This is a genomic window from uncultured Roseibium sp., assembly GCF_947496995.1.
Classification (GTDB): Bacteria; Pseudomonadota; Alphaproteobacteria; order Rhizobiales; family Stappiaceae; genus Roseibium.
Window position 1 is genome coordinate 540838 of the sequence record NZ_CANMFD010000004.1, and the last position, 14050, is coordinate 554887.

Consider the following 14050-nt stretch of genomic DNA (forward strand, 5'->3'; position numbering starts at 1 on the left):
ACCCGGAAATATGTTCACTTTTCGTTCCAGTTTCAACTTCAAAATTTTGACCAGGGTCCACACGGATTAGACGGGGAAATCGGTACGCGATTTCATGAAACAGCAATCTCTTAAACCCGGAAAAGATCCGGATTGCGGCCCGCGGAGACGATCAGCTGGCGCGCGCGTACAGGATTGCTTTCCAGCATTTCCGATTGCAGCCTGAGATTGGGATTGTCCTTGTCGAACGGATTTGCTCCGCCGGGACCTTCGCCAAGCCCGCTCAAACCGTCCTCGGCAAAAGCACTGTCGTGCACAAAAGCAAGCAGTTTGACTGCGACCGGATCGATCACCTTCTGCAGGCCGTCTTTTCCGGCTTCCGTCAAAGCGCCCTTTTCCGAGAACCAGCTCGTAAGGTCTACACCCGCCGACTGCAGGCCGCTCATTGCCCTGTCCGCCTTGGCAACCACGTTCTGGTAGCCGTCGCTGTCCGGCTCTCCATATTCCTTCACCAGCGCCAGATGCGCCGCTTCCGCAGCTTCTGTCTGTTTCAATGAGGCCTCACGGGCCGTTTCCTGATGGGAAGCAAACTGCCCGGCCATCTTGCCGACCCATCGATCATGCAGCGCTTGCGCGGCGTCCGGGTGAAGCCCCGCTTCCTGAAACCATCCTCCCGCCTCCTCGGCAAAGGACTGATCGTAGGGAAAGTTCTCCGGCAACGCGTCGGGCAATTTGAACTGATACCCCTCATTCGGCGTCCAGTTCCTGGAGATATCCGCGTAAAACGCCGCTTTCTCTTCAGCACTGGCCGTCTTGTCCGGAACAGTCAGCGACCCGGAAAGCTGCTCTTGCAGCGAACGGTAGCTTTCCAGAATATTCCCGACGCCCCGCCAGCCGTTTTCGGATGCGAGAACCTTGTCCTCATCGCTCAGCGCGGACAGGAACCCGGTATTCTCCGGGTCCATGCCCTGCCCCGCTTCAAGGCTCTCGCTCACGTCAATTTCGCCGTCGATCATCAAAAATCCTCATCCGTTTCAAAATCTGGCAGGGCTTCCAGCCGAGCGGCTTCCTGCAGTGCGGCATGTTCTTCCGGCGAAATTCGGATCATGGCAAGGATGCGGGCATAAAGCGCCTTGCGTCCGTCCAGGTAACCGCTTGCACGCGGTTCGAGACTGGAAGGCGGCGCCTGATAGATCCCGCATTCCGCAGCCAGGTCCGCCAGCACCGTTTCACCTTCCCGGCACAAAAAAACGGACCGGTAGGCCCGTTCAATCTCTGCCACCCTGTCCCGCCGCCGCCGTGCGACCCGTTTCAGGCTATGCCAGACCATCCAGCCCCTCCTGCCCGCCGATGGCTTTCAACAATGGTGTTCCGTCCTTCGCCATCCGTGCCATGCTTTCGCCTGCGGCAAGCTGCTGTTGCTGTTTCTGCTGCGCAGCCCGGTCCTGACGCAGCGCCTCCACTTCCTCCGGGCGGCGTTTCAGCTTCGCCGGCAGGCCCAATGCGCGCCGCGTCAGGTCGTATTCTTCTTCACGATCATGCAAATCCAGAATGGACGGATCGGCACCGGCGGCTACACCCAGATAGTCCTGGAAGCCCATGATCGCCTCGAAATGCCCGGCCTCGCGCATCTGGTCGATGGGCGCTGTCGAGGTCAGCGTGACATCGCTTTCGAGAACACTCTCCGGCGGTGCCAGGGGAGATCCCGGAGCGAACGCCCCCCGCCGGCCCAGAATGCCGATCTCCCGCTCGAACAGGGCATCGTTACCCGCCATGATGTTCGTGGAGAACGGCCCGATCATGTCGGCCATTTCCTTGCGGCGGATATTGGCCTCTGTTGCCGTTCTGCCGTTGCCCTGAAGTAGCGTCTGCCAGAGGTCCCCATAGAGCCCGACACGCAATTTTTCACGGATATTCTCGATCTGCGCGTCGGCCGCGCCCGGATTGACCGTATCGATCATCGGCCGGAACAACGGCCGCCCCTGTTCATCGATCAGACCGGGATTTGTCCGGCCCGGATTGAGATCGAGCTGGCGCTCCTGCGCATGCGTTGCGATCGGCGGCCGCACTGCCTGTGAGCTTGCGATCAACCCGTCCCGGGCAAGGCTCTGCAGGCTCTTGATATCGCTCATCAGCTTTGCCTGCGGTGGCGACCCGTAGGGCGACAATCCGTCCCGGTCCCAGCGGCTGATCACCAGCGGATATTCGAAGAACCCGCCCCGCCGGCAGATATGTTTGCTCTCTTCCTCGAAATGCAGGCTTTCATAGCGGGATTTCCGGACGTCCCCCGCCTGTGCATGACCGCCTTCTCGCAGGAAACACGCATGCACGAAAGCGTGCTCGGTGTTCTTGCGCTTCGGATCTCCGGCTTCTTCCTTCACCTTTTCCGAAACGTTGCCGCCGTATTCCTTCACCGCCTGCCAGGCCTTCAACATGCGCACCCGGAAGAACCCGCAATCGTTCCCCTGCGCATCGACGATCAGATAGATTTCGTAGAGCGGCACATAGCGGTACTGAACCGGCGTACGGATATCGGCCAGATTGTCCTCGTTCTCGATCGGGAAGAGAACGCCTGTGCCAAGCTTCACCGTCGACAGAAGCCGCGAACGGTTGGCGAGCGCAAAGCCGGACCGGGCGGAATAACGCACGCGGAAGAGGTGATCGCGCACCAGCTCGAAGAACTCTTCATCGACCTGCGACGGCGGTGGCGCGAAAGGATCACCGAACCCGACCCCATGCCAGGCAAAGCCTTCCGGCATGGTCAGCGAGCCGACGCCGGAGGCCAGGCGATCCAGCAACCAGACCGCCGTCGGATCGTAGAGTTTGCGGGAACGCTCGCGCGCCGCTGAATGCCTCAAGGCGCTCATTCCGTCCGGTGCGGTCACCCCGCCCGGCCGGTTGAACCCCCGCTCCATGTCGGGCGCCGTGTAAGTCACATATTCCTGCCAGTCGGCTTCATACCATTGGCGCTCGGCGCGCGCGGACTGCAGTTCCGTTTTCAGATCGTCGACAATGCCCATCAGGCCCGCCCCAGAAGCGTTACGCCAGGCCGGGAGGCGCTGCCGTAATCGGCAACACCCAGCGGGCTGGTCAGGTTGGTTGCCCGCGTACCATAGGCAGCGGCCCGGCGGCGCCGGTTGTTTTCCTGCAGGTTCCGGGCCTGCCGCTGCGGATCGGGCTCGCGCGGCGGCGGTGGCGTCGGTTCCGGGTCAGGCTGCTTCGAGCCGCCCCCACCAAACATGCACATGAGTGGTCCCTTTCTGAGTTGATTGATTTTTTTCGAAGGTGAACGGGCCTGGTCCTGCGACAGCGCATGGCTTGCCGCCCCCCGGAGAGCCAGCCTCTCTGTGGTTTCGACATGCAAGATGCGGAAACAGGCTGAAGCGCTGACCGCGCTGCGCTGGCTACACTTGTTCAAGCTATCGGTATGAGGACTGTTTTAGCCACGAATTGACGAACCGTCCAGCAACTGAATTCGTCTGAAGCTGCTGTTTAGACACAACTTTTGAATAAGAACTTGTCAAACAACCGCATTCCGTCTTCGCATCTTTATGCGCTTTCGGACGATGTTTCTTGATTGCTCCGAATGGCACCTGCAAACATTACCGCGGCAGGCATTTTTCCCTCGGCAGATCGATGCTGCAGAGCCGCTGAGATCAGAAAAAAGAACTGATCGGTTTCAGGGAAACCGAGACGTCTCAGTGAGCCGTCAGCGGACCTGCAGCGCAAGGTGTAGACGGTACCATTCCGAGCTGTGTGACAGACAGAACCAGACCGAAGCATCTTCATGAATTTTCAGCATTCATCTCGTTTTTAAGACTGAGATGCTGCTTCCCGCACCCAGCCATAAACATAAAAATCCTCGCCTCCCCGGCCGTAGGACCGCAGCCGACCCTCCTTTTGGGCGCCCAGCGCCTCGATCCAGCCATGCGCGATGTCATGATCCACCAGTGAGATCACCTGAAGGCGGCGGCATTCGCGTTCTATCTGTTGGCGGAGGTCGACGAAGTGCCGGGTCATCATCGGCACGCAGCGCCTGAACCGCCGCGTCCCGAAAGCCCAGGCCTGCCAATGCTCGGGATCGAAGGCCGAAGCCCGGCTGAAACCGTAAGCCGCTGCCGGCTGACCGTCATACCAGATCGACCAGACCATACCCGGGACGGCCGTTTCCAGGGCGCAGAGCCCGAGCGCCCGTGTGTCCCAGTCCTTCCAGAGACAGGCGATTTCCCGGAAATCCTCCACCCGCATGTTGGCGGCGATGAAACTGGCGTCACGCACGCACAGATCCTTGATCAAAAGCCTTCCAGGGGATCGGACAGTGGTGCCATCCCCGCCCGGTTTGAGGTCTTCAGCACCTTCTTCAGTTCCGCCTTTTCCTTCCATCCCAAAGCCTCGACAATCGCATCGGCTTCGTCCGGGGACGAACCGAGCCGTTCCCTGATCTCTTCCTTACTCTCGATCAGGATCCTACCGCCTTTCATCTTCCAGCGATGCGCGGTGAGCTGCGCCTTGACGGTCGACGTGCATTTGATCGCCAACCCCATGCCGCTTTTCGGATGCAGCGCCTCGCGCAACCGCCAGTAAAGCTGCGCACGAAGATTATAGAAAGGGATCCTGCTGTCCTTCGCGCACTCTCCCGAATGTGCGGAAAACACGCATTTTTCGACCGGGACACTGTTTTCCCTTTGAAGGAATCCAACCGTATCGCCGCCCCAACCGCCGGTGCAGTCCACCACGATCAGCGCGTTGTCCCGCCGCTCCCGGATGATCAGCGAACCGACATCCGCGCCGTCCCTGGTATCTGATCCTTTCGCCACGATATTCTGCTCGAACCTCCGTCCGTGCAGCGGCTGCAGAACGGTCTTGTCCTTGCCGCCCTGCGCCACGTCGACGGCGAGCACATCCATGGGCTGGTCGGCATCCACACCTTCGTCATAGCGTTGAAAGGCCAGGTCCAACCAGTCTGACGGGATCACCTGCCAGTCATGGTCCTGGCGCGCAGCGAGGAAATCGCCGGTCTTCAAGGCCGTCCGCATCGGCTCCGGCATCTGGTCGAGCTGGGCGTCGTAGTCGGTGCCCAGATACTTGTTGTCGCCGCGCCTTGCCGGGATGAAAGTCCGGCTTTTGGGAGTGCGGATCTCGCCCTCGATCTTGACCGGTTCGGGCCCATCCACCCAGACAGTGCGAACGGCGTCGCCGTCGTCGATGAAGACGGCCCAGAGCAGCTCACCGGGTTTCACCCTGCCGTAAAGCGGATGCATCGGGTCCAGCCAGGGAGCGAACCAGTCGCTCAGAAAGTCACCCTGCCCGCCCAGCGGCGGATTGGTGGCAATCAGGCCGCGGCAGCGCTGCCCCTTCCGTGCGGAGCGCAGCCAGCCAAGCACGAAGAGGATCTTGCGCGGATCCATCTGCGCGCCTTCGTCAAATGCCTTGAAGTCATGATCGCGCCCCTGCCAGTCCTCTTCCGAACCCGGCAGGCCCAGATGTCCGAATTCGATGATACGTTCATCCGGCCCCACCCATCTCGGCGGATTGCCGGAGATCTTGCCCATACCTGCCTGCCGCAACAGCGTATTCATCCGCTCGATCAAGCCCTTGAGGGATTTCAGCGACTGGCGGAAGATTGCCGTCTTGTGATGGGCGAAAAGCGCCAGTCCGGCGATCAGATCCGTCTTGCCGCCGCCCGCGGCACCGCCGTAAAGCGTCAGATCGGCTTCGCAGAAATACCCCTCTGTCTGCGGCCCCGGCTGTGGACGCCAGATAGCGAACTGCTCAAGAACGCCTGCCTCATCCAGTTGTTTTTGCAGGGCGACGCGATCCGGCGCGGCCATCTTGTCGATATGATCAATCAGCGTCTTGAGAGCCGTTGCCATCCGTCGGCATATCCTTTGCGGTCAGAAGGGCAAGAACGCCCAGAGCAATTTCCTCCGAGCTGCGCGGCTTGAAATTCTCATTTCTCTTGGCCTCGCCCGGCGCCAACGGATTGTCTCGGGTGTCAGCCTCGGACCGGTCCCGCCAGCCGGCGCGGTTTTTCATCGTGAAGGTCCAGGCGCTGGCATTGAATTTAGCAAGGTCCCCCTTGGCACCTTCCTTGCCGATCTTTTCCCATTCCAGCAAACCGAGCCGCATGGCTTCCTCAAGTTTCTCGGGCGGGAAGTCTTCCGGAAACTGCTCCGCGTAATAGCGAATGGCCGTCCTGTCGGCGCCGGGAAAACTGTCGATCGAATATCCGGCGGCAATATGCGCACACAGCGCCTCACACGCCCTGCGCCGCGTGGCCCTGGTTGGCCACTTCAGAGCCGGCGCATCACGTTCCGGTGTCGGCATTCCTGCCTTCCTTCATTCCGTTTTTAAGGTGAAAATTCTGGCTGGCAGCCTCCCCGTCCCCTCCAGGGCACGGTTCCGGTCAAGGTGCGGGAACCGGTGCGGGTGCAACATCCGCAGCCGCGTTCGGCAATTCCGGCCCGGCATGCCCTGCCTCTGCCCGATGCATCCGGCCGCGTGCCTCTCTCCTGCCTTTGACCGCGCTGCGCACATCTGCCTGAAAGCTGTCCGTTACCGTGTGCCGCACGCCACTTTCATCGTCATAGGACAAGGTCATGCGCGGCCCCAGCCCCTGGTCATCGGTCATGCCCTTGCTCTTGTCGGACCCGGATTTTTCGTTCGGCGAAAGATACCATCGGGCCGCCCGGATGCCCCGGGCTTCAAGCGCCGCTTCGGCATCTTTCCGCACGTAACCATGGCCGTCCTTTTCAGGATCCGGATACATCTTTTCCACCGGATGCTTCACGACAGTTCCCTGCCCTTCCGGCACGAACGCCGAAAGGCCCCAGCTCTGCTCGAACCTCCAGGTCGCCAGCGCTTCCGCCGCCCTGCTCCGCCCGCCGACATCGACGTAACTTTTCTTCAAAAGCGCTTTGTATTCATCGACAGCCGCCGCCTCCTCTTCCGGCGTGGCGCCAAGCTGTCTGTAAGTATCGTAGGAGGATTGCCGCTCTTGCCCGCTGCCGGTCGCGATAAGCGAACCTGGTTCCAGCTCATTCGCACTCGGAAAGGATCCGGAAATATCCGTGCGGTCAGGCAGGGACGGAACATCAGGCGCCAGACCGCTCGCGGAGCTCTCCAAAGCAGGTTCGAAGACCAGATAGTCCTCATATCTGGTTGCGAAATCCTGTTCCCAGGCACTCCCCAAAGACTTGGCCGAAGCCAGTTCCGCGATGATGCCTGCCGTCAGGGCGGGCTCATTGGCATGCCGCTGCCGAATGGGCTCTTCGGTCGCCCCCCAGTCGATACGACCGGCCTCTTTCATGACGGCCTGATCTCCGTCAGTTTCTCCTTGCGCTGTATCCAGGGGATCGAGAGCGCCCTCAATCTGGAGGACCTCTTCACCCGCATCCTCTTCGGTATTTTTGAATAGCTGCCCGACCACATCCTTGTGCTTGGAATAGGTGTCCTTCCCCCAAAGGATCGGCGGCAACTTGGAAAAAAATTCCGGATCGAACTCCTGATCGTCAAGGCTGCCGGGTGACCAGTGCTTTTCGTCCAGATCCGGCGCCCGCCCTCCGGACCACTGCACGATCCGGTCGACCAGTGTATTGCTGTTATTCGAGTCTGCGTGATATTTGCTCTCCTGCTCGGCTATTCCCTGCGCCATTCCAGCCATCTTGAAGAAGGTTCTGGAAAGATCCTCTCCCTCAAAAATGACTTCCCGCGGAGCCAGAAGTGCATTCTCCTGTTGCTTGGCTGAAGACTTGAAGACTTTTGCCGACAGATGCCCGAATCCGACAAGACCGGGCACGCCGCTGGAGACAAGTTCTTCGACCGGACTGTATCCGTAATCTCTCGAACCGCCGCCATGAATCTGGAATGTGCTTCCATCCGCGCGCGTGTAAAGAATGAACTTGTGGTGAGCCAGATTACCAGTCGTGCCGATCGCGTTGTAACCGACTTCAATTTTTTCCATCTAACACCTTCTCAAGTTTGGTCACGGACCCGTAAGAATATGCTTGAGGTCGTTCAGAAAATGATTGTGTCCAGAGCGCGGAAGCGCTGGAAAACTCACCGGTTTTCAAGATTTGGAGCGTGTTGCGTGTAAGGGGTTCATGGCAGCACGAAGATGCCCGAGGCAGCGTTTGCATCGCAATTGCGTTCGAGCAACTTCCCGAATTCCATTCAAATCGACATGCTCGAGCACGTGATCCTCGGGCAAGGCGCTCCAGCACCTTTGCTCGATCTTGATTGCCGGATTAACGTCTTAAGGAATAAATTTAACTGTCCATTTTCTAAACGAACCAGATCACGACATCTGCACTTTCAAAATCAAGTTTCCCATCTTTCACCTTGAAATAAATAGTCAACTCTCTGTCGGGCAGAGGAAGCCTTGTTACGTATCTCTGCAGAACGATTAAATCGCATTCACATTCTTTGCTGTAATACGCTTTTATTTGCTCAGACGAGTTCGCGACGATCTTGAATGCCTCATATGGATCATCAGGCAGATGGCTCCTGACCAGTTCGGACACATCTTCCGGAGAATTCATAAGAAGCGGCATGGTTCGCAGATCCGCGATATAGCTTGGCGACGGCTGCATACTCCCGAAAAAATATCCCAGAACATACCCTGCCCCGAGGATCAAAAGAGCGAAGATCGCGTATTTTAATTTGAAGGCACGGATCATAATCCTGCTCCTTTGACCATCGCCTGAAGCGTCTTGCGTTTGAACGGCTTCATGGCTTCGGGAAGACGCCCGGGGCCGCGGTTGCATTGCAAATGCGTTCGGGCCGTTTCCTGAATTCAATTCAACCAATCTGCTCTGTGGTAACATCCGGACAGTGCGCCGGACATTGCTTCGCGATAATGTTCTTATTTTGTTCTTGTCGCAACCCAAAAGCTCATCAACAACCCTATCAGCCTGTCGCTGCCGTTGTTTTCAGCAACGGCGCAACCGTCCCGGGTTCACAGATACCGGCCGGTGGGCTGACCCTGTTCATACCGGTGGCATAGGTATCGCCGGCCAGTCCTCGGTGACGTCCGCCTGCACCGGCCGCTCCAGGTAAGTCGACAGGACCACATAGCTTTTTGTCCCGCGCACGCCCGGCAGCACATAAAGCTGCGACAGGAAATGCTCCAGCGCTTGCGGATCCGCGGTCCGGACCTTCAGGACGACACAGGTATCTCCTGCGACGGAATGGATCTCTTCAACTTCCGGAAAATCGCGCAGCTTCATCACGCGCTGGCTCTTGCCCCATCCATCGGCATCCACATGAACAAAAGTCAGCATCGGTTTGCCGACAGCTGCACCATTCAGCCTGGCAGCAGTGGATGAAATCACACCGCTTCCACGCAACCGTTTGATCCGTTCGAAGACCGCCGGCGGCGACAGGCCCACACTTTCGCCGATTTCGGCATTGGTCTGCCGCGCATCCCGCGTCAATGCGCTTAAGATTTTTCGGTCGAACGCATCCAGCGGGCGCTTAGCCGATTGGTTTCGGCGACTCTTGTCTGTTTTTCCGACCATGCCGATTGCTTTCTCTATTCTTGCCGAGTTTTGATCGGCAATATTAGACAAAACCAAAAGGAAATTCAGCATGGAAGAGAGAATTGTCAATCCGGAGAGCGGCATCTATCCGGCCACCGGCGACTATGTTCACGCCATCGAACTGACCGGCGCGCAGCGCATCCTCTATCTGAGCGGCACCATGGGCCTGACGGCGGACGGTACGGCTCCGGACACTCTGAAGGAACAGCTCACCTGTGTCTGGTCGAACATCCGTCGCATTCTCTCGGAAGCGCAAATGACGACGGACAACATCGTCCGCGTAACGTCCTACATGAGGGACCCTGCCTACGCGGCGCAAAATCAGCAGGCCCGCCTGGCTGCTCTTGGCGAAAGGCGTGTGCCGACAACTGCTATCGTCGCGCAAACGCTCTCGGAAGACTGGAAGATCGAGATTGAGGTGATCGCGGCTGCCTGAAAGCAGTTCTGCGCCTTGACCGCATTCTCCCAAGTTAACCTGATAGGACCGGTTTTAAGCCTGTTTTGACGAACCTGTCCAGCACCGGTGCCCTCCTGAAGCATCTGTTTAGACTTGGGTTTTCAGAAAGTCCTTTCCGGTCAAACGGATCACCGACCTGCCCGATTATGCGTTCGAGGGTAGTTTTCTTTCGCACACGGCAACAGATCCTCGCGTGACCGAGTGAGGCAGGTCGGTCAGAACGGGATCGTGACACTCACGGTCGCACCATAAGAGCGGAAATTACGGCCGGAAATCAGAAAGCCGAGAGCCTCAAGAACCTTCCCTTGTAGGTAGAAGCCCAATCATTCGCCGTCATCGCCGAACGTGTCGCCATGCCGTCAACTGCAGCTTCCCTGACCAGCGCTGCCACTGACACCTGCATGGAAACCGTCCCACCGCTTTGGACGAGAAGTCTGAATATTGCACCGACAACATCCCGTCATAAGGCAACTCCGCGGAAACAAGCCAGAACAAGTTCTCTCAAATTTACGCAAGGAGGTGACACGCCCCGCAAACTGGAAATACACGCAGCAACCGAAAAAACCGGGAAATATTACAAATACAAAGAACTTGAAGATCAGAGTTTATAGTATCGGCATATTTAACAATAAATTACTCTTAAAAAGAATATTAATACTTAAGATAGACACTTATAGATGCAACAAACGAGACAACGCGATGAACCATGCGCTTAAATCCAGGGCAATGCAGATGGTGTCTGCATTTGAGCAGCGTCTGGACACCGACAAAGGCGAGCTCGCCTCGAGCATATCGTCCATTCACGACACCCGGTGCGATCCCGCCGGTTTCGACAATGTGCGCTACATCGCCCATCGCATAAACGGCGGCGCGGGACTGTTCGGCTGCGAGGACCTGGCTGAGCCGGCCAAGGAAGTAGAGAAACTGGTCGATGTCGGAGCCGATACCGACCAGGTGGTGAATGCCGTGCAGGAGCTTATCGACCGCATCGAACGGTTGCTTGCCGAGGGAGTGCGTCAGCCGGACTGGATAACGTCTCGTCTGGGAAAGTAACCCGGGCCGAAGGTCGGCAGAACGGCAAGAAGCGTCAGAAGCGGCGTTTGATGGTGTCGTTTCCCGCCGAATTTACTCGTTTCTGCGGGCTTTCCGCCAAAGGCGCGGTTTTGCGCTGAAAACCGAGATCAGGAACATGCTCGGAGTTTTAAAATCGATCAATTTTGCGATCTGTATTCGATTTCGATCACAGGTTTGTTGATCAAGAGATGAAACAGAGGCTTGCCGTGTCATCCAAGAACAAAAACCTGCTCGGCAAGATTGTCGCGGAATTCCATGAGCTCAAGATCCGTTCCAGCCTCAAGAAAAGAACGCTGATCCTCACCGCCTTCTGCGTCGCCCTGTCCACGCTTACGATCGGCACGCTTTCCTACGTCCGCATCAGATCCGAGACCCTTCAACTGGCGGAAATACATCTCGCCACCGAAGCCCAGCTGCTCTCTCAGAGGTTCGGCTTCGACTATCATCTGATCGCCAATGACCTGAAGACAATTGCCGAAACGCCGCCAATCCAGGGCATGATCCGCAGCATGAAGAACGAGGGCGTCGATCCCCTGGATGGCTCCACCGACGCTCTCTGGCGCTCGCGCCTTGCAACCATCTTTCAAGCCGTCCTCCGCGGACGGCCGGAGTATTTCCAGTTCCGGTATATCGGCGTGGAAGATGCCGGACGGGAGCTCGTGCGTGTCGACCGGACGCGGTATGGATTGAAAGTGAAGCGAAGCGAGGAGCTTCAACAGAAGAAACTGGAATCCTATTTCAAGTTCGCGGTCGAAGCGCCCTCCGGGGATGTCGTCTTTTCCGATATCTCCTACAACCGGGAATACGGCCAGCAGGACGGCGCCTACATCGCGACATTGCGCGGCATGATGCCGATAGACGATGAGGACGGGAACCGGTTCGGCTTTCTCGTCATAAACGTCAACTACGAGACGATGCTGCAATCCGCCTTTTCCGAAATCAACCCGAAGCGACATACCATCGTTGTCAACGGATGGGGCGATTTCATGGAACACAACCTCGGCATGCAGCAGCCTGTCTACCGACTGGAGATGAATGGCAACCTGACGCGCCCGCTGCCGGACATCGTGCGGCGGGTTCAGGAAACCGCCGAAGACCGGGGGTTGTTCTATACTGCGGATGAAGTGGGATATTTCATCCGCAACACCAGCTACTTTTCCCAGGCATCGGCCAATCTGGGTGTCATTGTCATCGTACCCAAGAAAGACTGGTACGCGGCGGCAACGCAAAGCCGCAACGAAGTCCTGATTGTCGGGCTCATCGTCATATTGATCAGCACCTTGTTCGCGGTCATTTTTACCCGCTCCATGATGCAGCCGCTCTCCGATCTTGCCAACGCCGTCCGCCATTCCAGCGACGAGGACAGGTTTGAATACCTTCCCACGGATCGAGACGATGAAATCGGCGAACTGGCATCCGCCATTCAAAAACGAAATTCTGAACTCATGGAGAGCCGGACACGTGCGTCGGCGATCGTCAACAATGTCGTCGATGGTCTCATCCTCATCGACGGCTACGGTCTGATTGAGCAGTTCAATCCGAGTTGCGAACGCATGTTCGGTTATTCCGCGTCCGAGGCTATCGGATGCAATATCAAGACGCTCATGAAGCCGGAAGATGCGAAACCCCATGACGGCTATCTGAAGCGCTACAGAGATGGACTTGGGGGCAGAACGCTCGATATCACCCGTGAACTCGAGGCGGTCGACAAGTCCGGCCGGGTCTTCCCCATCGAACTTTCAATCAACGCGGTCAAACTCAACGGCACGACAAAATTCAGCGGCGTCATTCGTGACATCAGTCAGCGCAAGGAAATAGACCGTTTGCGCAAGGAGTTTGTCTCCACCGTCAGCCACGAATTGAGAACGCCGCTTACCTCCATCCGGGGCTCGCTGACACTGATCGACACCATGGCGCCGGACGACTTGCCGCCCAAAGTGTTCCAGTTGATCGGCATGGCCCGAAAAAACACGGAACGGCTGATCCAGCTCGTCAACGAAATACTCGACTTTGAAAAGCTGCGCGCGAACAAGACCAAGTTCGAGATGAAGATCCTCGATCTCAACGGCGAAATCGAAAAGGCCCTGGAGCTCAATCAGGGCTACGCGGTCGATGCCGGTATTCAGCTTGATGCGGAGCTGGCGGACAGTGAAATCCTCCTCTCCCTGGACTCCACGAAATTTCAGCAGATCATGAGCAACCTGATCTCAAACGCGGTGAAGTTTTCCAACGAAGGAGATAAAGTCACGATCCGGACCACGGTTTCCAGGCGCAAGGGCAGGATCGAAGTCGTGGACAAGGGAGTGGGAATTGACGAGAACTTCAGGAAGCACATCTTTCAGGCCTTCTCCCAGGCCGATGGCAGCGCAACCAGGAGCGAGGGCGGCACCGGCCTCGGTCTGAATATCTCCAAAAGCTTCGTCGAAGGGATGCACGGTCAGATCGGTTTTGACAGCCTGCTGGGCTCTGGAACCACCTTCTGGGTGGAATTCCCCTTGCAGGTACCCGCCGGTCTTGGTGGAAATCACCAGCCAAGTCCGCCAGGCACCCGGCTGCGTGGCCTGCATCTGGAAGACGACACCGATTTCCACACCGTTCTTGCCACCGGTCTGGAGCCTGATCTTGATCTGCTTCATGTCAGGACGATTGCCGAGGCAAGGCAGCGGCTGGACGAACTGGAGTTCGACATCGTTATCCTCGACCGGCTGATCGAAGACGGCGATGGACTGGACCTGATCCGGTTCATTCCTGCCCCCGAAAGCACCAAGATCCTGGTGGTGACGGCGGTGGATGAAAATGTTCAGCACATTCATGTCGACGCTACGCTGATCAAGGCCAAGACACGCCCGGGCGAGTTCGCCGCCAAGGTTTCCAAGCTGGTTGAAGAGATAAAACAGATAAAAACCCGCGCGGCAGGAGCGGCATGACCTTGCTTCGGCCTTCAAACCAGCCAAAGCACGAAGGCCACCATCGACAATAGTACCGGTAGATCTCAAGCAAA

Annotated in this window: 13 protein-coding genes; 3 read left to right on the forward strand and 10 right to left on the reverse strand. The window is 57.6% G+C overall.

Annotated features, from left to right (window positions below; translation table 11 throughout):
- Positions 1-110: 110 nt before the first annotated feature.
- The 10 genes from Q1B40_RS18490 to Q1B40_RS18535 all read right to left on the reverse strand — a co-directional run bounded on the left by Q1B40_RS18490 (position 111) and on the right by Q1B40_RS18535 (position 9497).
- Positions 111-995, reverse strand: coding sequence for a hypothetical protein (locus Q1B40_RS18490; protein WP_299817513.1), 885 nt, complete (start codon positions 993-995; stop codon positions 111-113).
- Positions 995-1309, reverse strand: a complete 315-nt coding sequence (locus tag Q1B40_RS18495; protein WP_299817515.1) for a hypothetical protein — start codon at positions 1307-1309, stop codon at positions 995-997. Before Q1B40_RS18495 ends, Q1B40_RS18490 begins: the two co-directional genes overlap by 1 nt.
- The gene (locus Q1B40_RS18500) at positions 1296-2999 is read right to left on the reverse strand and encodes a portal protein (RefSeq protein ID WP_299817517.1); all 1704 of its coding nucleotides are present in this window, start codon (positions 2997-2999) and stop codon (positions 1296-1298) included. The genes Q1B40_RS18495 and Q1B40_RS18500 overlap by 14 nt, the downstream gene beginning before the upstream one ends.
- A complete protein-coding gene (locus Q1B40_RS18505) occupies positions 2999-3226 on the reverse strand; it encodes a hypothetical protein (protein ID WP_146048588.1) in 228 nt (75 codons plus the stop codon). The genes Q1B40_RS18500 and Q1B40_RS18505 overlap by 1 nt, the downstream gene beginning before the upstream one ends.
- 566 nt (positions 3227-3792) lie before the next feature.
- Positions 3793-4257 carry a hypothetical protein gene (locus tag Q1B40_RS18510; RefSeq protein WP_299817524.1) on the reverse strand — a complete coding sequence of 155 codons (465 nt, stop codon included), beginning with the start codon at positions 4255-4257 and terminating at the stop codon, positions 3793-3795.
- A gap of 14 nt (positions 4258-4271) precedes the next feature.
- Positions 4272-5852: a hypothetical protein gene (locus tag Q1B40_RS18515; protein WP_299817526.1), complete on the reverse strand. Its 1581-nt coding sequence runs from the start codon at positions 5850-5852 to the stop codon at positions 4272-4274.
- Positions 5824-6306: a hypothetical protein gene (locus Q1B40_RS18520; RefSeq protein ID WP_299817528.1), complete on the reverse strand. Its 483-nt coding sequence runs from the start codon at positions 6304-6306 to the stop codon at positions 5824-5826. Before Q1B40_RS18520 ends, Q1B40_RS18515 begins: the two co-directional genes overlap by 29 nt.
- 79 nt (positions 6307-6385) lie before the next feature.
- On the reverse strand, positions 6386-7942 hold the full coding sequence (locus tag Q1B40_RS18525) for a hypothetical protein (RefSeq protein ID WP_299817530.1): 1557 nt from the start codon (positions 7940-7942) through the stop codon (positions 6386-6388).
- A 319-nt stretch (positions 7943-8261) separates the two neighbouring features.
- On the reverse strand, positions 8262-8657 hold the full coding sequence (locus tag Q1B40_RS18530) for a hypothetical protein (protein ID WP_299817532.1): 396 nt from the start codon (positions 8655-8657) through the stop codon (positions 8262-8264).
- A gap of 309 nt (positions 8658-8966) precedes the next feature.
- Positions 8967-9497, reverse strand: a complete 531-nt coding sequence (locus tag Q1B40_RS18535; protein WP_299817778.1) for an Lrp/AsnC family transcriptional regulator — start codon at positions 9495-9497, stop codon at positions 8967-8969.
- A 70-nt stretch (positions 9498-9567) separates the two neighbouring features.
- Here Q1B40_RS18535 and Q1B40_RS18540 point away from each other — a divergent pair, with 70 nt between their 5' ends.
- From Q1B40_RS18540 to Q1B40_RS18550, 3 genes are all read left to right on the forward strand, one after another.
- Positions 9568-9954 (forward strand): RidA family protein, encoded by a 387-nt coding sequence (locus tag Q1B40_RS18540; protein ID WP_299817534.1) that lies wholly within the window; start codon positions 9568-9570, stop codon positions 9952-9954.
- 720 nt (positions 9955-10674) lie between these two features.
- Positions 10675-11028, forward strand: a complete 354-nt coding sequence (locus Q1B40_RS18545; protein ID WP_299817536.1) for an Hpt domain-containing protein — start codon at positions 10675-10677, stop codon at positions 11026-11028.
- 227 nt (positions 11029-11255) lie between these two features.
- Positions 11256-13976 carry an ATP-binding protein gene (locus Q1B40_RS18550; protein WP_299817538.1) on the forward strand — a complete coding sequence of 907 codons (2721 nt, stop codon included), beginning with the start codon at positions 11256-11258 and terminating at the stop codon, positions 13974-13976.
- The last annotated feature ends 74 nt before the right edge of the window (positions 13977-14050 follow it).